General features: G+C 71.3%; 25 protein-coding genes. 24 read left to right on the top strand and 1 reads right to left on the bottom strand.

The window, feature by feature from the left end; all coding sequences use genetic code 11:
• Positions 1-8 precede the first annotated feature (8 nt).
• The 9 genes from ACIOD1_RS26855 (at position 9) to nusB (ending at position 6,641) form a co-directional block, all read left to right on the top strand.
• Complete coding sequence (locus ACIOD1_RS26855; protein ID WP_365629771.1) at positions 9-206, top strand: hypothetical protein; 198 nt, start codon at positions 9-11, stop codon at positions 204-206.
• A 180-nt stretch (positions 207-386) separates the two neighbouring features.
• Positions 387-1,571, top strand: a complete 1,185-nt coding sequence (gene aroC / locus ACIOD1_RS26850) for a chorismate synthase (protein ID WP_365629768.1) — start codon at positions 387-389, stop codon at positions 1,569-1,571.
• Positions 1,572-1,606: 35 nt separating this feature from the next.
• Positions 1,607-2,089, top strand: a complete 483-nt coding sequence (locus tag ACIOD1_RS26845) for a shikimate kinase (RefSeq protein WP_401905260.1) — start codon at positions 1,607-1,609, stop codon at positions 2,087-2,089.
• A complete protein-coding gene (gene aroB, locus ACIOD1_RS26840; protein ID WP_365629767.1) occupies positions 2,086-3,177 on the top strand; it encodes a 3-dehydroquinate synthase in 1,092 nt (363 codons plus the stop codon). The genes ACIOD1_RS26845 and aroB overlap by 4 nt, the downstream gene beginning before the upstream one ends.
• Positions 3,174-3,614, top strand: a complete 441-nt coding sequence (gene aroQ, locus ACIOD1_RS26835) for a type II 3-dehydroquinate dehydratase (RefSeq protein WP_365629764.1) — start codon at positions 3,174-3,176, stop codon at positions 3,612-3,614. Before aroB ends, aroQ begins: the two co-directional genes overlap by 4 nt.
• 46 nt (positions 3,615-3,660) lie before the next feature.
• Complete coding sequence (locus ACIOD1_RS26830) at positions 3,661-4,389, top strand: AAA family ATPase (protein WP_365629761.1); 729 nt, start codon at positions 3,661-3,663, stop codon at positions 4,387-4,389.
• 82 nt (positions 4,390-4,471) lie between these two features.
• Complete coding sequence (locus tag ACIOD1_RS26825) at positions 4,472-5,578, top strand: aminopeptidase P family protein (protein WP_365629758.1); 1,107 nt, start codon at positions 4,472-4,474, stop codon at positions 5,576-5,578.
• 59 nt (positions 5,579-5,637) lie between these two features.
• Positions 5,638-6,204: an elongation factor P gene (gene efp, locus ACIOD1_RS26820; protein ID WP_365629755.1), complete on the top strand. Its 567-nt coding sequence runs from the start codon at positions 5,638-5,640 to the stop codon at positions 6,202-6,204.
• Positions 6,205-6,206: 2 nt separating this feature from the next.
• On the top strand, positions 6,207-6,641 hold the full coding sequence (gene nusB, locus ACIOD1_RS26815; protein WP_365629752.1) for a transcription antitermination factor NusB: 435 nt from the start codon (positions 6,207-6,209) through the stop codon (positions 6,639-6,641).
• Between the two features lie 218 nt (positions 6,642-6,859).
• Here nusB and bldD read toward each other — a convergent pair whose 3' ends face one another.
• Positions 6,860-7,360: a transcriptional regulator BldD gene (gene bldD, locus ACIOD1_RS26810; RefSeq protein ID WP_007263032.1), complete on the bottom strand. Its 501-nt coding sequence runs from the start codon at positions 7,358-7,360 to the stop codon at positions 6,860-6,862.
• A 238-nt stretch (positions 7,361-7,598) separates the two neighbouring features.
• Between bldD and pyrR the strand changes: the two genes are divergently transcribed.
• The 15 genes from pyrR to ACIOD1_RS26735 all read left to right on the top strand — a co-directional run.
• A complete protein-coding gene (gene pyrR / locus ACIOD1_RS26805; protein WP_365629749.1) occupies positions 7,599-8,207 on the top strand; it encodes a bifunctional pyr operon transcriptional regulator/uracil phosphoribosyltransferase PyrR in 609 nt (202 codons plus the stop codon).
• A gap of 100 nt (positions 8,208-8,307) precedes the next feature.
• Positions 8,308-9,297, top strand: coding sequence for an aspartate carbamoyltransferase catalytic subunit (locus ACIOD1_RS26800; RefSeq protein ID WP_365629746.1), 990 nt, complete (start codon positions 8,308-8,310; stop codon positions 9,295-9,297).
• 2 nt (positions 9,298-9,299) lie between these two features.
• Positions 9,300-10,586: a dihydroorotase gene (locus tag ACIOD1_RS26795; RefSeq protein WP_365629743.1), complete on the top strand. Its 1,287-nt coding sequence runs from the start codon at positions 9,300-9,302 to the stop codon at positions 10,584-10,586.
• A complete protein-coding gene (locus ACIOD1_RS26790) occupies positions 10,583-11,164 on the top strand; it encodes a hypothetical protein (RefSeq protein WP_365629740.1) in 582 nt (193 codons plus the stop codon). The genes ACIOD1_RS26795 and ACIOD1_RS26790 overlap by 4 nt, the downstream gene beginning before the upstream one ends.
• Complete coding sequence (gene carA, locus ACIOD1_RS26785; RefSeq protein WP_365629737.1) at positions 11,161-12,324, top strand: glutamine-hydrolyzing carbamoyl-phosphate synthase small subunit; 1,164 nt, start codon at positions 11,161-11,163, stop codon at positions 12,322-12,324. Before ACIOD1_RS26790 ends, carA begins: the two co-directional genes overlap by 4 nt.
• Entirely contained in the window at positions 12,317-15,625 is a 3,309-nt protein-coding gene (gene carB / locus ACIOD1_RS26780; protein WP_365629734.1) for a carbamoyl-phosphate synthase large subunit, read from the top strand. The genes carA and carB overlap by 8 nt, the downstream gene beginning before the upstream one ends.
• A gap of 87 nt (positions 15,626-15,712) precedes the next feature.
• The gene (locus tag ACIOD1_RS26775) at positions 15,713-16,822 is read left to right on the top strand and encodes a quinone-dependent dihydroorotate dehydrogenase (protein ID WP_365629731.1); all 1,110 of its coding nucleotides are present in this window, start codon (positions 15,713-15,715) and stop codon (positions 16,820-16,822) included.
• Positions 16,823-16,827: 5 nt separating this feature from the next.
• Complete coding sequence (gene pyrF / locus ACIOD1_RS26770) at positions 16,828-17,670, top strand: orotidine-5'-phosphate decarboxylase (protein WP_401905102.1); 843 nt, start codon at positions 16,828-16,830, stop codon at positions 17,668-17,670.
• A 183-nt stretch (positions 17,671-17,853) separates the two neighbouring features.
• The gene (locus ACIOD1_RS26765) at positions 17,854-18,696 is read left to right on the top strand and encodes a dihydroorotate dehydrogenase electron transfer subunit (RefSeq protein ID WP_365629725.1); all 843 of its coding nucleotides are present in this window, start codon (positions 17,854-17,856) and stop codon (positions 18,694-18,696) included.
• Positions 18,693-19,658 (top strand): dihydroorotate dehydrogenase, encoded by a 966-nt coding sequence (locus ACIOD1_RS26760; protein WP_401905099.1) that lies wholly within the window; start codon positions 18,693-18,695, stop codon positions 19,656-19,658. Before ACIOD1_RS26765 ends, ACIOD1_RS26760 begins: the two co-directional genes overlap by 4 nt.
• Positions 19,659-19,903: 245 nt before the next feature.
• Positions 19,904-20,227: an integration host factor, actinobacterial type gene (mihF, locus tag ACIOD1_RS26755; protein WP_365629719.1), complete on the top strand. Its 324-nt coding sequence runs from the start codon at positions 19,904-19,906 to the stop codon at positions 20,225-20,227.
• 61 nt (positions 20,228-20,288) lie between these two features.
• Positions 20,289-20,852: a guanylate kinase gene (gene gmk / locus ACIOD1_RS26750; protein WP_365629715.1), complete on the top strand. Its 564-nt coding sequence runs from the start codon at positions 20,289-20,291 to the stop codon at positions 20,850-20,852.
• A 74-nt stretch (positions 20,853-20,926) separates the two neighbouring features.
• On the top strand, positions 20,927-21,199 hold the full coding sequence (gene rpoZ, locus ACIOD1_RS26745; RefSeq protein ID WP_004948662.1) for a DNA-directed RNA polymerase subunit omega: 273 nt from the start codon (positions 20,927-20,929) through the stop codon (positions 21,197-21,199).
• A 110-nt stretch (positions 21,200-21,309) separates the two neighbouring features.
• Positions 21,310-22,521 carry a bifunctional phosphopantothenoylcysteine decarboxylase/phosphopantothenate--cysteine ligase CoaBC gene (coaBC, locus tag ACIOD1_RS26740; protein WP_401905095.1) on the top strand — a complete coding sequence of 404 codons (1,212 nt, stop codon included), beginning with the start codon at positions 21,310-21,312 and terminating at the stop codon, positions 22,519-22,521.
• Positions 22,522-22,730: 209 nt separating this feature from the next.
• A partial coding sequence (locus ACIOD1_RS26735; protein ID WP_365629709.1) for an S-adenosylmethionine synthetase N-terminal domain-containing protein occupies positions 22,731-23,179 on the top strand: 449 nt, incomplete at its 3' end.

Genomic DNA, 23,179 nt, shown 5'->3' with positions numbered 1-23,179 from the left:
GGGACCTTGTGGGCGGGGGAACGACGGACCAGGTGGACCTGGTCCTGGCATCGAAGTGGGACGTGCCGCTCGCGCTCATCGGCCTGACGCGGGTGGCCTTCGGCTCCCTGCCGGCCTGGGCGAAGATCACGATCCTGTCGGTGGCCGGCCTGATGGGAGCCTGGACGGCCTTCACCTGGCTGCGGGACCGCGGGAAGGCCTCCTGACGCACCTTCCGGGCCCGCCCCCGTCGCACCCGGGGCGCCCCAAGGCCGCACCGGGCGTCCGACTGTTGGACCGGGCGCCGGGATACCGGGTCGGACGTGGGAGGATCGGGGGTACGGCGGGTCAGGGCCGCGCACCCGATCGCGCCGCCGCAGTGCCAGGCGCGAGCAAGAGGAGCATCGTTGAGCAGGTTGCGTTGGCTGACCGCAGGAGAGTCGCACGGACCGGCACTGGTCGCGACGCTGGAGGGTCTTCCCGCCGGCGTCCCGGTCACCACCGAGCTGGTGGCCGATCACCTGGCCCGGCGTCGACTCGGCTATGGCCGCGGTGCCCGGATGAAGTTCGAGCAGGACGAGATCACCTTCCTCGGCGGCGTCCGTCACGGGCTCTCGCAGGGTTCCCCGATCGCCGTGATGATCGGCAACACCGAGTGGCCGAAGTGGGAGACCGTCATGTCGGCCGACCCGGTCGACCCCTCGCTGCTCAAGGAGACCGGCCGCAACGCGCCGCTCACCCGTCCCCGCCCCGGCCACGCCGACCTCGCGGGCATGCAGAAGTACGGCTTCTCCGAGGCCCGCCCGATCCTGGAGCGCGCCAGCGCCCGTGAGACGGCCGCCCGCGTGGCCCTCGGCGCCGTCGCCCGGTCCTTCATCAAGGAGGTCGCCGGCATCGAGATCGTCTCGCACGTGGTCGAGCTGGCCGCGGCCAAGGCCCCGTACGGCGTCTACCCGACCCCCGCCGACGTCGACCGGCTCGACGCCGACCCGGTGCGCTGCCTCGACGCCGACGCGTCGAAGGCGATGGTCGCCGAGATCGACCAGGCCCACAAGGACGGCGACACCCTCGGCGGTGTGGTCGAGGTCCTCGCCTACGGCGTGCCCGTCGGCCTCGGCTCGCACGTCCACTGGGACCGGCGCCTCGACGCCCGCCTCGCCGCCGCCCTGATGGGCATCCAGGCCATCAAGGGCGTGGAGGTCGGCGACGGCTTCGACCTGGCCCGCGTGCCCGGCTCGCAGGCCCACGACGAGATCGTCTCCACCCCCGAGGGCATCCGCCGCACCTCCGGCCGCTCCGGTGGCACCGAGGGCGGTCTGACCACCGGCGAGCTGCTGCGCGTACGGGCCGCGATGAAGCCCATCGCGACCGTGCCGAAGGCCCTCGCCACCATCGACGTGGCCACCGGCGAGGCCACCGTCGCGCACCACCAGCGCTCCGACGTCTGTGCCGTGCCCGCCGCCGGCATCGTCGCCGAGGCCATGGTCGCCCTGGTCCTGGCCGACGCCGTCGTGGAGAAGTTCGGTGGCGACTCCGTCCCCGAGACCCGCCGCAACGTGCGCTCCTACCTCGACAACCTGCAGATCCGGTGACGGCCACCGGACCACTGGTCGTCCTCGTCGGACCCATGGGGTCCGGCAAGTCCACGGTCGGCGGCCTGCTCGCCGACCGCCTGGGCGTCCCCTACCGGGACACCGACGCCGACATCGTCGCGGCCACCGGCCGGGAGATCTCCGACCTCTTCGTCGACGAGGGCGAGCCGCACTTCCGCGCGCTGGAACGGCAGGCCGTCGCGGCCGCCGTCGCCGAGCACGCGGGGGTCCTCGCCCTCGGCGGCGGCGCCGTCCTCGACGCGGGCACCCGCGAGCTGCTCGTCGGGCTGCCCGTGGCCTACCTGTCGATGGACGTCGAGGAGGCCGTGCGCCGCGTCGGCCTCGGCGCCGCGCGCCCGCTGCTCGCCGTCAACCCGCGCCGCCAGTGGCGCGAGCTGATGGACGCCCGGCGCCACCTGTACACCGAAGTCGCGCGCGTCGTGGTGGCCACCGACGACCGCACCCCCGAAGAGGTCGCCCAGGCGGTCCTCGACGCTCTGGAGTTGAAGGACGTATGACAGACCAGGTGACGCGGATCAACGTCGGCGCGAGCGCCGGGCACGACGCGTACGACGTGCTGGTCGGCCGGCAGCTGCTCGGCGAGCTCGGCTCCCTGATCGGCACGAAGGCCCGCCGGGTCGCCGTGATCCACCCGGAGGCCCTGGCCTCCACCGGTGAGGCACTGCGGGACGACCTGGCGGCGCAGGGCTACGAGGCCGTCGCCATCCAGGTGCCGAACGCCGAGGAGGCCAAGACCATCGAGGTCGCGGCGTACTGCTGGAAGGCCCTCGGGCAGTCCAACTTCACCCGCACCGACGTCATCGTCGGCGTGGGCGGCGGCGCCACCACCGACCTCGCGGGCTTCGTCGCGGCCTCCTGGCTGCGCGGGGTGCGCTGGATCGCCGTCCCCACCACCGTCCTGGCGATGGTGGACGCGGCCGTCGGCGGCAAGACCGGCATCAACACCGCCGAGGGCAAGAACCTCGTCGGCGCCTTCCACCCGCCGGCCGGGGTGCTCTGCGACCTCGCCGCCCTGGACTCGCTGCCGGTCAACGACTACGTCAGCGGCATGGCCGAGATCATCAAGGCCGGTTTCATCGCCGACCCGGTGATCCTCGACCTGGTCGAGGAGGACCCGCAGGCGGCCCGTACGCCCAACGGTCCGCACACCGCCGAGTTGATCGTGCGCTCCATCCGGGTCAAGGCCGACGTGGTCTCCAGCGACCTCAAGGAAGCCGGACTGCGCGAGATCCTCAACTACGGCCACACCCTCGCGCACGCGATCGAGAAGAACGAGCGCTACAAGTGGCGCCACGGCGCGGCCGTCTCCGTCGGCATGGTCTTCGCGGCCGAACTGGGCCGGCTGGCCGGGCGCCTGGACGACGCGACCGCCGACCGGCACAAGGCCGTGCTGGCCTCCGTCGGACTGCCCCTGACCTACCGCGGCGACCAGTGGCCCAAGCTGCTGGAGACGATGAAGCTCGACAAGAAGTCCCGCGGCGACATGCTGCGCTTCATCGTCCTGGACGGACTGGGCAAGCCCACCGTCCTGGAAGGGCCCGACCCGGCCGTGCTGTTCGCCGCCTTCGGCGAGGTCGCGGCGTGACCCGGCGCGTGTTCGTCCTGAACGGCCCGAACCTGGGCCGGCTCGGCTCGCGCGAGCCCGACGTCTACGGGGCCACCTCGTACGCCGGTCTCGTCGAGAGCTGCCGCACCGTGGGCGAGGAGCTCGGCTTCGCCGTGGAGGTCCGCGAGACCAACGACGAGGGCGAGCTCGTGCGCTGGCTGCACGAGGCGGCGGACGGCAAGGTGCCCGTCGTCATCAACCCGGGCGCCTTCACGCACTACTCGTACGCCATGAGGGACGCGGCCGCCCAGCGGACCGCGCCCCTGATCGAGGTGCACATCTCCAACCCGTACGCCCGTGAGGAGTTCCGGCACACCTCGGTCATCGCGGCCGTGGCCACCGGGACCGTTGCGGGGTTCGGGCTCGGCTCCTACCGGCTGGCGCTGCGCGCGCTGGCCGAAGAGGTCGAGGCCTGAGATAACGTTCTCGCATCAGTCGCCTGAACGAGACGGAGTGGCGCGGATGCAGCACGGAGTGGGGGAGTGGGGTCCGCCGGTTCAGCAACCGGCGGGGCCCCCGCAGCCGCCGATACCCCCCGCACAGGGATGGCCGGTGGTCCCCGTGCCCGAGGCCACGGGACACGTCCCGCTGCCTGCGGCCGCGCCGCCGGTGCCCCCCGGTCCGGGGACCGGCGGCGCCGTCCTCGCCGTGCTGCTCATCGGCCCGGCGGGGGCCGGCAAGACCACCGTGGCCCGGCACTGGGCGAACACCCGCCCGGTGCCGACCGCCCACGTCAGCCTGGACGACGTCCGCGAATGGGTCCGCTCGGGCTTCGCGGACCCCCAGTCCGGGTGGAACGACCACTCCGAGGCCCAGTACCGCCTGGCCCGACGCACCTGCGGCTTCGCCGCCCGCAACTTCCTGGCCAACGGCATCTCCTGCATCCTCGACGACGCCGTCTTCCCCGACCGGCCCGTGGTCGGCCTCGGCGGCTGGAAGCGGCACGTGGGGGCCGGTCTACTGCCCGTGGTGCTGCTCCCCGGCCTCGACATCGTCCTGGAGCGCAACGCCGCCCGGGCGGGCAACCGCCGGCTCTCCGACGAGGAAGTGGCCCGGATCCACGGCCGGATGGCCGGCTGGTACGGATCCGGCCTGCCGATCATCGACAACTCCCACCTCGACGTCGAGGGCACCGCCCGCGCCCTGGACGAGGCCCTGGCCCGGGCCATGGCCAACCCCCAGGCCTGGTAGACGCCCCGCGCGGGGCGTCGAGGGGCCACGTCCGGACGCGCTCGCCAGGCCGGATGCGCGGTGCGCTCGTACGCTCGAAGACATGTCAGACGTGTACGCCGCCCGCAGGGGCCTGCTCCGCGACCGCTGCGCCGTCGCGGGCAACTCCGCCGCACTGATCACGCGTCCGGCCAACGTCCGCTACCTCGCCGGGGCGTCCCCGCTGGGGGCCGTCCTGCTGGTCGGGACCGCCGAGGACGTGCTGATCTGTGCCACCGCGCCCACCGGCGAGGCCGACGAGGGGCGCCTGGACGAGCAGCTGCGGCTGTCCGTGCTGCCGAACTCGGGGGCCGATCCGGCCGTGGCCGCCGCCGATCTGGCGGCCTCCCGGCAGGCCGAGTCCCTGGGCGTGGAGGAACACCACCTCACCGTCGGCCGGCACCGGGCCCTGCGCTCCGTCGCGCCCAAGCTGCGGCTGGCCGACCTCGGGACCGCCGTGGAACAGCAGCGGCTGGTCAAGGACGAGGAGGAGATCGCCTGCCTGCGGATCGCGGCGGAGATCGCCGACCAGGCCCTGGGCGAGCTGCTGGAGTCGATCCTCGTCGGGCGCACCGAACGCCACCTCGCCCTGGAGCTGGAGCGCCGCCTCGTCGACCACGGGGCGGACGGCCCCGCCTTCCCCACCTCCGTCGGCACCGGCCCGCACTCGGGCCGCTCCCGGCACCGGCCCTCCGACAGGCGGGTGGAGGAGGGCGACTTCCTCTCCGTCTGCCTCGGCGCGAACTACCGGGGCTACCGCTGTGAGATCGGCCGTACCTTCGTGATCGGCACCACCCCGGCCGACTGGCAGATCGAGCTGTACGACCTGGTGTTCGCGGCCCAGCGGGCCGGCCGGGAGGCCCTCCTGCCGGGGGCCGCGTACCGCGAGGTCGATCGCGCCGCCCGCTCGGTTCTGGACTCCGCGGGACACGGTGAGGCCCTCGCGGGATGGATGGGACACGGTGTCGGTCTCGAAATCGACGAGGACCCGCAGCTTGCACCTACGGCAATGGGTAAACTGGACGCTTGCGTGCCGGTCACCGTCGAACCGGGGGTTCACCTCCCGGGCCGGGGAGGTGTCCGGATCGATGACACGCTCGTCGTACGCCCCGAGGCGGACGGCGGTCCCGAGCTACTCACCATTACGACCAAGGAGCTGCTCGCGCTCTAGCCCGCAGTGTCGGGCAGTGCGCGCACCCGCGGTCTTCCAGTGCAGGAGATTTCCGAACCGTGGCTTCCACGAACGACCTCAAGAACGGCATGGTGCTCAAGCTCGACGGTGACCAGCTCTGGTCCGTCGTCGAGTTCCAGCACGTCAAGCCCGGCAAGGGCCCGGCCTTCGTGCGCACCAAGCTCAAGCACGTGCTCTCCGGCAAGGTCGTCGACAAGACCTTCAACGCCGGCACGAAGGTCGAGACGGCCACGATCGACCGCCGTGACATGCAGTTCTCTTACATGGACGGCGAGTACTTCGTCTTCATGGACATGAGCACCTTCGACCAGCTGATGGTCGACAAGAAGGCCGTCGGCGACGCCGCCAACTTCCTCCTGGAGGGCTTCACCGCCTCCGTCGCGCAGCACGAGGGCGAGGTGCTCTACGTCGAGCTCCCGGCCGCCGTCGAGCTGAAGATCGAGCACACGGACCCGGGCGTCCAGGGCGACCGCTCCACCGGTGGCACCAAGCCCGCCACCCTGGAGACCGGTCACGAGATCCAGGTCCCGCTCTTCGTCACGATCGGCGAGACCGTCAAGGTCGACACCCGCACCAGCGGCTACCTCGGCCGGGTGAACAGCTAACCGTGGCTGCCCGGAGCAACGCGCGCAAGCGCGCTTTCCAGATCCTCTTCGAGGCCGACCAGCGCGGGGTGCCCGTGCGCGAGGTCCTCGCGGACTGGATCCGCCACGCGCGGTCGGACGACCGGCAGCCGTCGGTCAGCGCCTTCACCATGGACCTCGTCGAGGGGTACGCCGACAAGGTGGACCGCATCGACGACCTGATCGTGACCTACGCCGTGGACTGGGACCTCGACCGCATGCCGGTCGCGGACCGGAACATCGTGCGGCTGGGCGCCTACGAGCTGATCTGGGTCGACGAGACCCCGGACGCCGTGGCGATCGACGAGGCGGTCCAGCTGGCGAAGGAGTTCTCCACGGACGACTCGCCCTCCTTCGTGAACGGCCTGCTGGGTCGCTTCAAGGACCTCAAGCCGAACCTGCGCCGCAGCGAGAGCTGAGGCGCGGCACGGACATACGGAAGGGCCCGCAACGCACGCGTTGCGGGCCCTTCCGTATGTCCTGAGTCGTGTCCGGAGCCGTGTTCGACACCCCACGTTCGCCCCCCCACGTTCGACGCCCCATGAGAAACGGCGGGTGCCGGGACCCCTCGTGGGGATCCCGGCACCCGCCGGTACGTTTCTGCTGGGCCCTGTGAGCCCGCCGCGCTACGGGAGGACTAGATGTCCTCGTGCGCCACGGCCCGCCGCGCGTCCGCGTCCAGGACGCCCCAGCTGATGAGCTGCTCGGTCAGGACCGACGGGGACTGGTCGTAGATGACGGCGAGGGTGCGCAGGTCGTCCTGGCGGATCGACAGCACCTTGCCGTTGTAGTCGCCGCGCTGGCTCTGGATGGTCGCGGCGTACCGCTGGAGCGGGCCGGCCTTCTCGGCGGGGACGCCCGCGAGGCGCTCCAGGTCCAGACGGAGCTTCGGCGGCGGCTCGGCCGCGCCGCCGGGGGTCGTACCCGGCAGCAGCTCCTGGACCGGGACCCCGTAGAAGTCCGCCAGCTCGGCGAGGCGCTGGACGGTAACGGCGCGGTCCCCGCGCTCGTAGGAACCGACCACGACGGCCTTCCAACGGCCCTGGGACTTCTCTTCGACTCCGTGAAGGGAGAGGCCCTGTTGGGTGCGGATGGCGCGGAGCTTGGCCCCGAGCTGCTTGGCGTATTCGCTGGACATAACGCTCCCGGACGCTGTGACGACATGACCACGTGCGGCTCCGCCGCGCGGCTGGTAACTCACTGTGAGGTTACGCAGCGTTACGTGGATGCGTCAAGCCGAATGGTCGTCGACCCCCTCGACATGGGGATCCGCCCGGGCCGGTGCGAGGCCCGCCGCCCGCCCCTGGTACCGTGGGGCACGTACATCAGACGTCCTTTAAGGTCCGTCCCGTGAGGCGGAGAAGGGGGTCCTTTTCATGGACAACCACATTTCCGAGAACGAATCCCGGAACGACGGTCGGACCACCGGAGAGGCGATGCGCCCCGTACTGGAGGCGCAGGACATCGCCCGGGTCCTGACCCGCATCGCCCACGAGATCGTCGAACGCGCCAAGGGTGCCGACGACGTGGTGCTCCTCGGCATCCCCACCCGCGGCGTGTACCTCGCCCAGCGGCTGGCCGCCAAGCTCGAAGAGATCACCGGCACCAAGATCCCGGTCGGCTCCCTCGACATCACCATGTACCGCGACGACCTGCGCCTGAAGCCCGCCCGGGCGATCGGCCGCACGGAGATCCCCGGCGACGGCATCGACGGCCGCCTGGTGATCCTCCTCGACGACGTGCTCTTCTCCGGCCGCACCATCCGGGCCGCCCTCGACGCCCTCGGAGCCATCGGCCGCCCCCGCGCCGTACAGCTCGCGGTCCTCGTCGACCGGGGCCACCGCGAACTGCCGATCCGCGCCGACTACGTGGGCAAGAACCTCCCCACCTCGCTGCGCGAAACCGTCAAGGTCCAGCTCCAGGAGGAGGACGGCCGCGACGCCGTGCTGCTCGGCCAGCGGACCGACCGGGCCCCCGGGCAGTAGTTCCCCCGCGCGCTACGGACCCCCGCCGGGTCCGCGCCGAGGCCTGCCCTGCCCGCATCCCAGCCCGTCCGCCCGCCCTCCCGACTTACGGAGCACCCAGATGAAGCGCCACCTCATCTCGGCCGCCGATCTCACGCGCGACGACGCCGTCCTGATCCTCGACACCGCCGAGGAGATGGCCCGCGTCGCGGACCGGCCGATAAAGAAGCTGCCCACCCTGCGCGGCCGCACGATCTGCAACCTCTTCTTCGAGGACTCCACCCGCACCCGGATCTCCTTCGAGGCCGCCGAGAAGCGCCTCTCCGCCGACGTGATCAACTTCGCGGCGAAGGGCTCCAGCGTCTCCAAGGGCGAATCCCTCAAGGACACCGCCCAGACCCTGGAGGCGATGGGCGTCGACGCCGTCGTCATCCGCCACAGCGCCTCGGGGGCCCCCTACCGGCTCGCGAACTCCGGCTGGATCGACGCCCCCGTCATCAACGCGGGCGACGGCACCCACCAGCACCCCACCCAGGCCCTGCTCGACGCCTTCACCATGCGCCGCCGCCTGGTGGGCCGGGACGCCGGGCTCGGCAAGGGCCTGGACGGCCGCCGGATCACGATCGTCGGCGACGTCCTGCACAGCCGCGTGGCCCGCTCCAACGTGGACCTGCTGCACACCCTGGGCGCCGAGGTCACCCTGGTGGCCCCGCCCACCCTGGTGCCGGTCGGCGTCGAGACCTGGCCCTGCGAGATCTCGTACAGCCTCGACGACGTGCTGGCGAAGTCGGACGCGGTCATGATGCTGCGTGTGCAGCGAGAGCGCATGAACGCGGCCTTCTTCCCGACCGAGCGCGAGTACTCCCGGCGCTACGGCCTGGACGGCGCGCGCATGGCCCGGATGCCGGAGCACGCCATCGTCATGCACCCCGGCCCGATGGTCCGCGGCATGGAGATCACCGCCGAGGTCGCCGACTCCGACCGCTGCACGGTCATCGAGCAGGTCGCCAACGGCGTCTCGGTCCGCATGGCCGTCCTGTACCTGCTGCTCGGAGGATCCGAGCCCGCCGTCACCACCAGCACGTCCCCGCGTACCGAGGAGAGCAAGTAAAGATGAGCAAGATCCTTATTCGTGGCGCGAAGGTGCTCGGTGGCGAGGCGCAGGACGTCCTGATCGACGGCGAGACCATCACCGCGGTCGGAACGGGCCTGTCCGCCGACGGCGCGACCGTCGTCGAGGCCGAGGGCCTGACCCTCCTGCCGGGCCTCGTCGACCTCCACACCCACCTGCGCGAGCCGGGCCGTGAGGACAGCGAGACCGTCCTCACCGGCACCCGCGCCGCCGCCTCCGGCGGCTACACCGCCGTCTTCGCCATGGCCAACACCTTCCCGGTCGCCGACACCGCCGGCGTGGTCGAGCAGGTCTGGCGCCTGGGCAAGGAGTCCGGCTACTGCGACGTGCAGCCCATCGGCGCCGTCACCGTCGGCCTGGAGGGCAAGCAGCTCGCCGAGCTGGGCGCCATGCACGAGTCCGCCGCCCGCGTCACCGTCTTCTCCGACGACGGCAAGTGCGTGGACGACGCCGTGATCATGCGCCGCGCCCTGGAGTACGTGAAGGCCTTCGGCGGCGTCGTCGCCCAGCACGCTCAGGAGCCCCGTCTCACCGAGGGCGCCCAGATGAACGAGGGCATCGTCTCCGCTGAGCTGGGCCTGGGCGGCTGGCCGGCCGTCGCCGAGGAGTCGGTCATCGCCCGCGACGTGCTCCTCGCCGAGCACGTCGGCTCCCGCGTCCACATCTGCCACCTCTCCACCGCCGGCTCCGTCGAGATCGTCCGCTGGGCCAAGTCCCGCGGCATCGACGTGACCGCCGAGGTCACCCCGCACCACCTGCTGCTCACCGACGAGCTGGTGCGCTCGTACGACCCGGTCTACAAGGTCAACCCGCCGCTGCGCACCGAGCGCGACGTGACGGCCCTGCGCGAGGCGCTCGCCGACGGCACGATCGACATCGTCGCCACCGACCACGCCCCGCACCCGCACGAGGACAAGGACTGCGAGTGGGCCGCCGCCGCCATGGGCATGGTGGGCCTGGAGACCGCGCTCTCCGTCGTCCAGCAGACGATGGTGGAGACCGGACTGCTCGACTGGGCGGGCGTCGCCGAGCGGATGTCGTTCGCCCCGGCGCGCATCGGCGGCCTTCCGAACCACGGACGCCCCGTCTCGGCAGGTGAACCCGCGAACCTGACCTTGGTCGATACCTCGTACCGTGGTGTCGTGGACCCCGCACACTTCGCCTCCCGCAGCCGCAACACGCCTTACGAGGGCCGTGAACTGCCGGGGCGCGTCACTCATGTCTTCCTGCGGGGCCGGGCAACGGTCGTGGACGGGAAACTGGCGTGACACCTGCAGTAATCCAACTGGCCGCACAGGCCGCCGAGCGACAGTCGGCGGAGGTGACGGACCTGGGCGCACGCATCGCGTGGGTGGTCGGTCTCCTCGTCTTCATCGCGTTCGTGTACTGGCTGATGCGGCAGGGCTGGAAATGGCGCGGAACCCTGCAGAGCGATCTGCCGGAGCTTCCCGTCGCCCCCGACGGTCTTCCCGCACACCGGCTGGCCCTGACCGGCCGGTACCACGGGTCCACCACCGCCGGGCAGTGGCTCGACCGGATCGTGGCCCACGGCCTGGGCGTCCGCAGTCGGGTGGAGCTCACGCTCACCGACGCGGGGCTCGACGTGGTCCGTCCGGGTGCCACCGACTTCTTCGTACCGGCCGCGCGGCTGCGCGGCGCCCGCCTCGACAAGGGAATCGCGGGCAAGGTACTGACCGAGGGCGGTCTCCTCGTCGTCACATGGGCGCACGGCGACAAGCTGATCGACTCCGGATTCCGCTCCGACCGCGCGGCCGAACACGCCGCCTGGGTCGAAGCGATCAACCACATGAACTCATCCATCACGACGGAAGGCGCCGAACGATGACGACCTCCACCAGGGGAGCAGCCAAAGCTCCCGCCGTACTCGTCCTGGAGGACGGTCGGATCTTCCGCGGCCGCGCCTACGGCGCTGTGGGGGAGACCTTCGGCGAGGCCGTGTTCTCCACCGGCATGACCGGCTACCAGGAGACCCTCACCGACCCGTCGTACCACCGGCAGGTCGTCGTCATGACCGCCCCGCACGTGGGCAACACCGGCGTCAACGACGAGGACCCCGAGTCCTCCCGCATCTGGGTCGCCGGCTATGTCGTGCGCGACCCCGCCCGCGTCCCCTCCAACTGGCGCTCCCGGCGCTCGCTGGACGAGGAGCTGACCAAGCAGGGCGTCGTCGGGATCTCCGGCATCGACACCCGCGCCCTGACCCGCCACCTGCGCGAGCGCGGCGCCATGCGCGTCGGCATCTTCTCCGGCGAGGCCTGGTCCGGCGTCCGCGACGAGGCCCTGCTCGCCAAGGTGCAGGCCTCCCCGCAGATGAAGGGCGCGAACCTCTCCGCCGAGGTCGCCACCAAGGAGACCTACGTGGTCCCCGCCATCGGCGAGAAGCGCTTCACCGTCGCCGCCGTGGACCTCGGCATCAAGGGCATGACCCCGCAGCGGATGGCCGAGCGCGGCATCGAGGTGCACGTGCTGCCCGCCACCGCCACGGCCGAGGACGTCTACGCGGTCAACCCCGACGGCGTGTTCTTCTCCAACGGCCCGGGAGACCCGGCCACCGCCGACGGCCCCGTCGCCGTCATGCGGGCCGTGCTGGAGCGCAAGACCCCGCTCTTCGGCATCTGCTTCGGCAACCAGATCCTGGGCCGCGCGCTCGGCTTCGGCACGTACAAGCTGAAGTACGGCCACCGCGGCATCAACCAGCCGGTGCAGGACCGCACCACCGGCAAGGTCGAGATCACCGCGCACAACCACGGCTTCGCCGTGGACGCGCCCCTCGACAAGGTCTCCGACACGGCCTACGGCCGCGCCGAGGTCTCCCACGTCTGCCTGAACGACAACGTCGTGGAAGGCCTCCAGCTGCTCGACCAGCCGGCCTTCTCCGTCCAGTACCACCCCGAGGCGGCCGCCGGCCCGCACGACGCCGCGTACCTCTTCGACCGCTTCACGACTTTGATGAGCACCGCCCAGATGGAGGCCGAGCGTGCCTAAGCGCACCGATATCCAGTCCGTCCTGGTCATCGGCTCCGGCCCGATCGTCATCGGACAGGCCGCCGAGTTCGACTACTCCGGCACCCAGGCCTGCCGCATCCTCAAGGCCGAGGGCCTGCGGGTGATCCTGGTCAACTCCAACCCCGCGACGATCATGACCGACCCGGAGATCGCCGACGCCACGTACGTCGAGCCGATCACCCCCGAGTTCGTCGAGAAGATCATCGCGAAGGAGCGCCCCGACGCGCTCCTCCCCACCCTCGGCGGCCAGACCGCGCTCAACACCGCCATCTCCATGCACGAGCAGGGTGTGCTGGAGAAGTACGGCGTCGAGCTGATCGGCGCCAACGTCGAGGCCATCAACAAGGGCGAGGACCGCGAGCTCTTCAAGGGCGTCGTCGAAGCCGTCAAGGCCAAGATCGGCTACGGCGAGTCCGCCCGCTCGGTCATCTGCCACACGATGGACGACGTCATCGGCGGCGTCGACACCCTCGGCGGCTACCCCGTCGTCGTGCGCCCCTCCTTCACCATGGGCGGCGCCGGTTCCGGCTTCGCCCACGACGAGGACGAGCTGCGCCGCATCGCCGGCCAGGGCCTCATGCTCTCGCCGACCACCGAGGTGCTCCTGGAGGAGTCCATCCTCGGCTGGAAGGAGTACGAGCTGGAGCTGATGCGCGACACCAAGGACAACGTCGTCGTCGTCTGTTCCATCGAGAACTTCGACCCGATGGGCGTCCACACCGGCGACTCCATCACCGTCGCCCCCGCGATGACCCTGACCGACCGCGAGTACCAGCGGCTGCGCGACATCGGCATCGCGATCATCCGCGAGGTCGGCGTCGACACCGGCGGCTGCAACATCCAGTTCGCGATCGACCCGACGGACGGCCGCGTCATCGTCATCGAGATGAACCCGCGCGTCTCGCGCTCCTCGGCGCTCGCGTCGAAGGCCACCGGCTTCCCGATCGCCAAGATCGCCGCCAAGCTGGCCATCGGCTACACGCTCGACGAGGTCCCCAACGACATCACCGAGAAGACCCCGGCCTCCTTCGAGCCGTCCCTCGACTACGTCGTCGTCAAGGCCCCCCGCTTCGCCTTCGAGAAGTTCCCGCTCGCCGACTCCACCCTCACCACCACCATGAAGTCGGTGGGCGAGGCCATGGCCATCGGCCGCAACTTCACCGAGGCCCTCCAGAAGGCCCTGCGCTCCCTGGAGAAGAAGGGCAGCCAGTTCACCTTCGTTGGCCCGGTCGGCGACAAGGAAGAGCTGCTCGCCACCGCGGTGCGCCCCACCGACGGCCGCATCAACACGGTCATGCAGGCCATCCGCGCCGGCGCCACCCAGGAGGAGGTCTTCGAGTCCACGAGGATCGACCCGTGGTTCGTCGACCAGCTCTTCCTGATCAAGGAGATCGCCGACGACCTGGCCGCCGCCGAGAAGCTCCACCCCGAGCTGCTCGCCGAGGCGAAGCGCCACGGCTTCTCCGACGCCCAGATCGCCGAGATCCGCGGCCTGCGCGAGGACGTCGTCCGCGAGGTCCGCCACGCGCTCGGTGTCCGCCCGGTCTACAAGACGGTCGACACCTGCGCCGCCGAGTTCGCCGCGAAGACCCCGTACTTCTACTCGTCCTACGACGAGGAGTCCGAGGTCGCCCCCCGCACCAAGCCCGCCGTGATCATCCTGGGCTCCGGCCCGAACCGCATCGGCCAGGGCATCGAGTTCGACTACTCCTGCGTCCACGCCTCCTTCGCCCTCAGCGACGCCGGCTACGAGACCGTGATGGTCAACTGCAACCCCGAGACCGTCTCGACGGACTACGACACCTCCGACCGCCTGTACTTCGAGCCGCTGACGCTCGAAGACGTGCTGGAGATCGTCCACGCCGAGTCCCTCGCCGGCCCCATCGCCGGTGTCATCGTCCAGCTCGGCGGCCAGACCCCCCTCGGTCTCGCCCAGGCGCTCAAGGACAACGGCGTCCCCGTCGTCGGCACCCCGCCCGAGGCCATCCACGCCGCCGAGGACCGCGGCGCCTTCGGCCAGGTCCTCGCCGAGGCCGGCCTGCCGGCCCCCAAGCACGGCACCGCCACCACCTTCTCGGGCGCCAAGGCCATCGCGGACGAGATCGGCTACCCGGTCCTGGTCCGCCCGTCCTACGTGCTCGGCGGCCGCGGCATGGAGATCGTCTACGACGAGACCCGCCTGGAGTCGTACATCGCGGAGTCGACGGAGATCTCCCCGACCCGCCCCGTCCTGGTCGACCGCTTCCTCGACGACGCGATCGAGATCGACGTGGACGCCCTCTACGACGGCAACGAGCTCTACCTCGGCGGCGTCATGGAGCACATCGAGGAAGCCGGCATCCACTCCGGCGACTCGGCCTGCGCCCTGCCCCCGATCACCCTCGGCGGCTACGACATCAAGCGCCTGCGCGCCTCCACCGAGGCCATCGCCAAGGGCGTCGGCGTCCGCGGCCTGATCAACATCCAGTTCGCGATGGCGGGTGACATCCTCTACGTCCTGGAGGCCAACCCGCGCGCCTCCCGGACCGTTCCCTTCACCTCGAAGGCCACCGCCGTCCCGCTCGCGAAGGCCGCCGCCCGCATCTCGCTCGGCACCACCATCGCCGAGCTGCGCGCCGAGGGCATGCTCCCGAAGAACGGCGACGGTGGCACCCTGCCGCTCGACGCGCCGATCTCCGTCAAGGAGGCCGTGATGCCCTGGTCGCGCTTCCGCGACATCCAGGGCCGTGGCGTCGACACGGTCCTCGGCCCGGAGATGCGCTCCACCGGCGAGGTCATGGGCATCGACTCCGTCTTCGGCACGGCGTACGCCAAGTCGCAGGCCGGGGCCTACGGCCCGCTGCCCACCAAGGGCCGCGCCTTCATCTCCGTCGCCAACCGCGACAAGCGCACGATGATCTTCCCGGCGCGCGAGCTCGTCGCCCACGGCTTCGAGCTGATGGCCACCTCCGGCACCGCCGAGGTCCTGCGCCGCAACGGCATCAACGCCACCGTCGTGCGCAAGCTCAGCGAGGGCGAGGGTCCGAACGGCGAGAAGACCATCGTCCAGCTCATCCACGACGGCCAGGTCGACCTGATCGTCAACACCCCGTACGGCACCGGCGGCCGGCTCGACGGCTACGAGATCCGCACGGCGGCCGTGGCGCGCTCCGTGCCGTGCCTGACCACGGTCCAGGCGCTCGCCGCCGCCGTCCAGGGCATCGACGCGCTCAACCGCGGTGACGTGGGCGTCTGCTCCCTCCAGGAGCACGCGGAGCGCCTGACCGCCGCCCGCGACTAGCAGCCCGTACCGAAGAGGGGGACACCGGACGCGCCGAACGCGCGCCGGGTGTCCCCCTCTTCATGAGCGCAGAAGGATCCTCAGCCCATGTACAAACTCTTCTTCGACCTGGTCTTCAAGCGGATGGACCCCGAGCGGGCCCACTACCTGGCCTTCCGCTGGATCCGCCTCGCCGCCCGCACGCCGGTGCTGCGCACCTTCGTGGCGGCGGCCCTGGCGCCCCGATACGAGGAGCTGCGCACGGAGGCCCTCGGCCTGCGCATGCACGGCCCCTTCGGGCTCGCGGCCGGCTTCGACAAGAACGCCGTCGCCATCGACGGCATGTCGATGCTCGGCTTCGACCACATCGAGATCGGCACGGTCACCGGCCGGGCGCAGCCCGGCAACCCCAAGAAGCGGCTCTTCCGCCTCGTCCCCGACCGCGCCCTGATCAACCGGATGGGCTTCAACAACGAGGGCTCGGCGGCCGTGGCCGAACGCCTGGCCGCACGCGTGCCGGTCTTCAAGACCGTCGTCGGCGTCAACATCGGCAAGACCAAGGTGGTACCGGAGGAGGAGGCCGCCGCGGACTACGTGGTCTCCACCGAGCGCCTCGCCCGCCACGCCGACTACCTCGTGGTCAACGTCTCCTCCCCGAACACCCCCGGGCTGCGCAACCTCCAGGCCACCGATTCCCTGCGCCCGCTGCTGACCGCCGTGCGCGAGGCCGCGGACCGCGTCGTGACCGACCGCCGGGTCCCGCTGCTCGTGAAGATCGCACCCGACCTCGCGGACGAGGACGTGGACGCGGTCGCCGACCTGGCGCTGGAGCTGGGTCTGGACGGGATCATCGCGACGAACACGACCATCGCCCGCGAGGGCCTGGGTCTGAAGTCCGCCCCGGAGCTGGTCAAGGAGACCGGCGGACTTTCCGGAGCCCCCGTCAAGGAGCGCTCCCTGGAGGTCCTGAGCCGGCTGTACGCGCGCGTCGGCGACCGGATCGTCCTGGTGGGCGTCGGGGGCATCGAGAACGCCGAGGACGCCTGGCAGCGGATCCTCGCGGGCGCCACCCTGGTCCAGGGCTACAGCGCCTTCATCTACGAGGGCCCGTTCTACGCCCGCGCCATCCACAAGGGCCTGGCCGCGCGCCTGGCCGCCAGCCCCTACGCGACGCTCGCCGAAGCGGTGGGCGCCGGGAACCGAAAGGCCGCGCTGTGAGCCCCGTGACCGCTGTGACCCCCTTCGGAAGCCGCCTGCGGGCGGCGATGGACGCCCGGGGCCCGCTGTGCGTGGGCATCGACCCGCACGCGGCGCTGCTGGCCTCCTGGGGCCTGGACGACGACATCGCGGGCCTGGAGCGGTTCTCCCGCACGGTCGTGGACGCGCTCGCCGAGTCGGTGGCCGTCTTCAAGCCGCAGGCCGCCTTCTTCGAGCGGTTCGGCTCGCGGGGCGTCGCGGTGCTGGAGCGTACGGTCGCCGACGCGCGGGCCGCGGGCACGCTGGTGGTCATGGACGCCAAGCGGGGCGACATCGGCTCGACGATGGCCGCGTACGCCGCCGCCTTCCTGGATCCGACGTCCCCGCTGTTCTCGGACGCGCTGACGGTCTCCCCGTACCTGGGCTACGGCTCGCTGAAGCCGGCGTTCGACCTGGCGCGGGAGTCGGGCGCGGGCCTGTTCGTCCTGGCGCTGACCTCGAACCCGGAGGGCGCGGAGGTGCAGCGGGCCGTGCGCGAGGACGGCCGGACCATCGGCGCGACCATGCTGGCGCACCTGGCCGCGGAGAACGCCGGGGCCGAGCCGATGGGCTCCTTCGGTGCGGTGGTCGGCGCGACCCTGGGCGACCTGTCCTCCTTCGACCTGGACATCAACGGCCCGCTGTTGGCCCCGGGCATCGGCGCGCAGGGCGCGACGGCGGCCGACCTCCCGGCGGTGTTCGGCGCGGCCGTCGCCAATGTGGTCCCGAACGTCTCACGGGGCGTCCTGAAGCACGGCCCGGACGTCGCGGCGCTGCGGGCCTCGGCCCGGCGGTTCGCGGACGAGGTCCGCGAGGCCGTTTCCGCGTAACGCCGCTGCCCCCGCCCCCCGACCCGACCGCGCCGGGGGGCGCAGGGCCCGCCGGGGGCGGGGCGGAGGGCCCTGGAGGTGGGGGCTTGTGGACGCGGGGTCGCGTGGCGCGCGCGGGGGAGCATGGGGCCGGGGGAGGCGTACGAACCCCCTACCCCCGAGCGGAGCGCCACCGTGCCGCCAGTGCAGACCACCGCGAGGATCCTCCGCGTCGAGCCCGTCGGGGCCTACCACCGGCTCGTCCTCGATGCTCCGGGGGTGCGCGGGGTGCGGCCCGGGCACTTCGGGGCCCTGGCCATCGGCGGACCGGACTCCGCCGCGCTCCTGCGACGGGCCTTCTCCGTGCACCGGGCCGACCCGGAGGCCGGCACCGTCGAGTTCGTCTTCGCCGAGGCCGGCCGCGGCACCCGGGCCCTGGCCCGCCACCGCCCCGGCGACACCGTCGACCTCATCGCCCCCCTCGGCCGGCCCTTCCCGCTCCCGGCGGGCGACGCCGTCCTCGTCGCCGGGGGCTACGGCTCCGCCCCGCTGTTCGGCCTCGCCGAGGAGATCCTCGCCCGCGGCGGCCGGGTCGCCTTCGTCCTCGGGGCCGCGACGGCCGGCCGGCTCTTCGGCGTGGTCGAGGCCCGCGCCCTGACCCCGTTCGTGCGCGTGGTCACCGACGACGGTTCCGAAGGCGAACGCGGCCGGGTGAGCGACCCCCTCCCCGCCGTCCTGACCGCGCTCGGCGCCGCCGACGTCTACTCCTGCGGGCCGATGCCCATGCTCCGCGCCGTGACCGCCCTCGCCACCGCGGCGGGGGCCACCAGCCACACCGCCGTCGAGGAGGCCATGGCCTGCGGGATCGGCCTCTGCATGAGCTGCGTGCTGCCCGTGACCGGCCCCGACGGGGTCACCCGCTTCGTTCGCTCCTGCACTTCCGGACCCGTGTTCGACGGGGCCACCGTCCGCTGGGACCAGGTCGGCACCCTCCCGCCCGACCTGGAGGGCGCGTCCGCCATGATCCCGAAGGGGGCCCGCCCGTGAATCCCCTCGACCCCGCGCTCGTGGACATGTCGGCGCCGCTCGGCACCCAGGTCGTCCTCCCCAACCCGGTGTCCACCGCGTCCGGGTGCGCCGGTCACGGCCGCGAGCTGGACCGCTTCACCCCCCTCGCGGAGCTGGGCACCCTCACCACCAAGACCGTCATGCCCTACGTCCGCTCCGGCCGCGCGACCCCCCGCATGGCCGAGACCCCCAGCGGCATGCTGAACTCCATCGGTCTCCAGGGCGGCGGCATCGAGCACCTGGTCGCGCACGAGCTGCCCTGGCTGGCCGAGCGCGGCGCACGGGTCCTCGTATCGGTCGCGGGGGAGCGGACCGAGGAGTTCGCCGAGGTGGCCGCGCGGCTGACCGGACAGCCGGGAGTGGTGGGGATCGAGGTCAACATCTCCTGCCCCAACGTCGCGGACCGCGGCCTGGTCTTCGCCTGCGACCCCGACGCCTCCCACGAAGTGGTCTCGGCGGTGCGGGCGGCGGCCGACCCCGCGCTGCCCGTCTACGCCAAGCTCACCCCCGACGTGACGCGCATCACGGACATCGCGGCCGCCTGCGCGGAGGCGGGCGCCGACGGCCTCTCGATGATCAACACCGTCGTCGGGACGTCCATCGACACCGACACGATGCGCCCGGCCCTCGCGGGGGTCACCGGGGGCCTCTCGGGTCCCGCGATCCGCCCCGTCGCGGTCCGCTGCGTCTTCCAGGTCTTCGCGGCCATGCGGGCCGGCGCGGTCCGCGAGGTGCCGATCCTCGGGATGGGCGGGATCGCCTCCGGTCGGGACGCCCTGGAGTTCGTCCTCGCGGGCGCCTCGGGCGTGGCGGTCGGCACGGCCCTGTTCAACGACCCGTCCGCCCCGCTGAGGATCCGCGACGACCTCCGCGCGGCCCTCGCGCGACGCGGGATCGGCTCGTTCCGTGCGGCCGTCGGACGTGCTCACGACACTGTCTGACGGAAATCGAACGTACTTCCTCGGACAAAACCGGGGTATTTTGTCCGTGATGTACCGTTCAGTCGAGGCTGACCAGGACTTTTCGTCCGTTCTCGCTGACTGGAGCGGTCATGGCCGCTAGTCTCCGACGAGAGTGAACGAGCAGCGAACGAGCAACACCGCTGTTCGGGAGCTCGTGAGGCGTGGTGCCCCCAGGCTCCGCGCCGGTCCGTATCCGACAGTTCGACATCCGAGGTGACGTAGGCGTGGCTCTTCCGCCCCTTACCCCTGAACAGCGCGCAGCAGCGCTCGAAAAGGCCGCCGCGGCTCGCCGGGAGCGGGCCGAGGTGAAGAATCGACTCAAGCATTCCGGCGCCACTCTCCACGACGTCATCAAGTTGGGTCAGGAGAACGACGTCATCGGAAAGATGAAGGTCTCCGCCCTCCTTGAGTCGCTGCCCGGCGTCGGCAAGGTCCGTGCCAAGCAGCTCATGGAGCGCCTCGGCATCTCCGAGTCCCGACGTGTTCGAGGTCTCGGTTCCAACCAGATCGCTTCTCTGGAGCGCGAGTTCGGCGGCAACGGCGCCTGAGGCGTCGCCCGAAGTTCTCCCGGCGTTCTCAGGCAGTCCCGAGAAGCTGGATAATCGCTCTATGGCAGCAGAGGTTCGTCCGCGGTTGACCGTGCTCTCCGGCCCCTCCGGGGTCGGTAAGAGCACGGTCGTCGCGCATATGCGCAAAGTCCACCCCGAGGTATGGCTCTCGGTGTCGGCCACCACCCGCAAGCCGCGGCCCGGTGAGCGACACGGAGTCCACTACTTCTTCGTCAACGACGACGAGTTCGACAAGCTGATCGCCAATGGCGAGCTGCTGGAGTGGGCCGAGTTCGCGGGCAACCGCTACGGCACACCGCGCGGCGCGGTATCGGAACGCCTGGACAACGGCGAGCCGGTGCTGCTGGAGATCGACCTCCAGGGCGCCCGACTCGTCCGCGAGTCCAAGCCCGACGCCCAGCTGATCTTCCTCGCACCCCCGAGCTGGGACGAACTGGTCCGCCGCCTCACCGGTCGCGGCACCGAATCCCCCGAGGTGATCGAACGCCGGCTGGCCACCGCGAAGATCGAACTGGCTGCCGAGTCCGAGTTCGACACCACCCTGGTCAACACCTCCGTCGAGGACGTGGCGCGCGAGCTGCTAGCCTTGATGGAAGTTGTCTGATCGTTGAACGATGTTCACTCTTTCGTGGACGCCGCTCAATGCCTGATCTTTCACACATCTTCGGAAGGTAGAGCGTGTCCTCTTCCATCACTGCGCCCGAGGGCATCATCAACCCGCCGATCGACGAGCTGCTCGAGGCCACGGACTCGAAGTACAGCCTCGTGATCTACGCGGCCAAGCGCGCGCGTCAGATCAACGCGTACTACTCGCAGCTCGGTGAGGGCCTGCTCGAGTACGTCGGCCCGCTGGTGGACACCCACGTCCACGAGAAGCCGCTTTCGATCGCGCTGCGCGAGATCAACGCGGGTCTGCTGACCTCCGAGGCCATTGAGGCCCCGGCTCAGTAAGGCACCGAGATTCCTTTCATCACAGGCCCGGCAGATCATCTGTCGGGCCTGTGGTGTGTCATAGGTGACGTAGTCGGACATGCAAGCGGATGCGGAACGAGGAGTGCGCGGTGGGCAAGCCGAAGGTCGTCCTGGGGGTCAGCGGCGGGATCGCCGCCTACAAGGCCTGTGAGCTGCTGCGCCGGCTGACCGAGTCCGGCCACGACGTACGGGTGGTCCCCACGGCGGCCTCCCTGAACTTCGTCGGCGAGGCGACCTGGGCCGCGCTCTCCGGGAACCCGGCCTCCACCGCGGTCTGGGAGAGCGTTCACGAGGTGCCCCACGTCCGGATCGGACAGGCGGCCGACCTCGTCGTCGTGGCCCCGGCCACCGCCGACATGCTGGCCAAGGCCGCCCACGGGCTGGCCGACGACCTCCTCACGAACACGCTCCTGACCGCCCGCTGCCCGGTGGTCTTCGCCCCCGCGATGCACACCGAGATGTGGGAGCACCCCGCCACCCGGGAGAACGTCGCCACCCTGCGCCGGCGGGGCGCCGTCGTCATCGAGCCCGCCGTCGGCCGGCTCACCGGCAAGGACACCGGCAAGGGTCGGCTGCCCGACCCCGGTGAGATCTACGAGGTCTGCCGGCGCGTCCTGGCCCGCGGCGCGGCCGCCCCCGACCTGGTCGGACGCCATGTGGTGATCAGCGCCGGCGGCACCCGCGAACCCCTGGACCCGGTCCGATTCCTCGGCAACCGCTCCTCCGGCAAGCAGGGGTACGCCCTCGCCCGCACCGCCGCCGCCCGCGGGGCCCGGGTCACCCTGGTGGCGGCCAACAGCGCGCTGCCCGACCCGGCCGGGGTGGACCTCGTCCGCGTGGGCACGGCCCTCCAGCTGCGCGAGGCGGTGCTCAAGGCGGCGGCCGATGCCGACGCCGTGGTGATGGCCGCGGCCGTGGCCGACTTCCGGCCCGCCCGGTACGCCGACGGGAAGATCAAGAAGAAGGACGGGCAGGATCCCGAACCGGTGGTCCTCGTGCGCAACCCCGACGTCCTCGCCGAGATCTCCGCCGGACGCGCCCGGCAGGGCCAGGTGGTCGTCGGCTTCGCCGCCGAGACCGACGACGTCCTCGCCAACGGCCGGGCCAAGATCCTGCGCAAGGGATGCGACCTTCTCGTGGTCAACGAGGTCGGTGAGGCCAAGACCTTCGGTTCCGAGGAGAACGAAGCGGTCATCCTCTCCTCCGACGGTGGGGAAACGCCCGTCCCCTACGGTCCCAAGGAAGTCCTCGCGGACGTCATTTGGGACCAGGTGGTCGCCCGCCTCGTCCCGCGGCGGTAGTCCGCGCCCACCCGGGCGTCGCCCTTCTCGGCGCCGAATCCGTGCGCAACAATGGAGTGCCGCAGGTCACATGCCTCCCACAAGGCGAGACGGGTGGTCCGGCAAACGGTGGCGACCGATAAACTGCACGAGGAACGTGATCGGGCGCAGCCCCCGGTGTGGTTCCGCCAAATGATCAGCCAGCAGCCGCTGCAACCCCAGGGAGCGTTGTGTCCCGTCGCCTGTTCACCTCGGAGTCCGTCACCGAGGGTCACCCCGACAAGATCGCTGACCAGATCAGCGACACGATCCTCGACGCGCTCCTCACCGAGGACCCGACCTCGCGTGTGGCCGTGGAGACTCTCATCACCACCGGTCTCGTGCACATCGCGGGCGAGGTGACGACGAAGGCGTACGCGCCGATCGCGCAGCTCGTTCGCGAGAAGATCCTCGAAATCGGCTACGACTCCTCGAAGAAGGGCTTCGACGGCGCCTCCTGTGGCGTGTCGGTGTCCATCGGCGCGCAGTCCCCGGACATCGCGCAGGGCGTCGACACGGCCTACGAGACGCGCGTCGAGGGCGATGAGGACGAGCTGGACAAGCAGGGCGCGGGCGACCAGGGCCTGATGTTCGGCTACGCCTGCGACGAGACGCCCGAGCTGATGCCGCTGCCGATCCA

This window comes from Streptomyces sp. NPDC088097 (assembly GCF_044741845.1).
GTDB lineage: Bacteria > Actinomycetota > Actinomycetes > Streptomycetales > Streptomycetaceae > Streptomyces.
Note: the sequence above shows the minus strand (reverse complement) of the source record. Positions and strands in the feature narration are given on the sequence as shown.

What these genes read in the sequence shown, in the direction of transcription:
- ACIOD1_RS26845 (WP_401905260.1), top strand. Translation starts at nt 1,607, where the DNA reads ATGGGGTCCGGCAAGTCCACGGTCGGCGGCCTGCTCGCCGACCGCCTG.
- aroB (WP_365629767.1), top strand. Translation starts at nt 2,086, where the DNA reads ATGACAGACCAGGTGACGCGGATCAACGTCGGCGCGAGCGCCGGGCAC.
- ACIOD1_RS26830 (WP_365629761.1), top strand. Translation starts at nt 3,661, where the DNA reads ATGCAGCACGGAGTGGGGGAGTGGGGTCCGCCGGTTCAGCAACCGGCG.
- ACIOD1_RS26825 (WP_365629758.1), top strand. Translation starts at nt 4,472, where the DNA reads ATGTCAGACGTGTACGCCGCCCGCAGGGGCCTGCTCCGCGACCGCTGC.
- bldD (WP_007263032.1), bottom strand. Translation starts at nt 7,360, where the DNA reads ATGTCCAGCGAATACGCCAAGCAGCTCGGGGCCAAGCTCCGCGCCATC.
- pyrR (WP_365629749.1), top strand. Translation starts at nt 7,599, where the DNA reads ATGGACAACCACATTTCCGAGAACGAATCCCGGAACGACGGTCGGACC.
- ACIOD1_RS26800 (WP_365629746.1), top strand. Translation starts at nt 8,308, where the DNA reads ATGAAGCGCCACCTCATCTCGGCCGCCGATCTCACGCGCGACGACGCC.
- ACIOD1_RS26795 (WP_365629743.1), top strand. Translation starts at nt 9,300, where the DNA reads ATGAGCAAGATCCTTATTCGTGGCGCGAAGGTGCTCGGTGGCGAGGCG.
- carA (WP_365629737.1), top strand. Translation starts at nt 11,161, where the DNA reads ATGACGACCTCCACCAGGGGAGCAGCCAAAGCTCCCGCCGTACTCGTC.
- ACIOD1_RS26775 (WP_365629731.1), top strand. Translation starts at nt 15,713, where the DNA reads ATGTACAAACTCTTCTTCGACCTGGTCTTCAAGCGGATGGACCCCGAG.
- gmk (WP_365629715.1), top strand. Translation starts at nt 20,289, where the DNA reads ATGGCAGCAGAGGTTCGTCCGCGGTTGACCGTGCTCTCCGGCCCCTCC.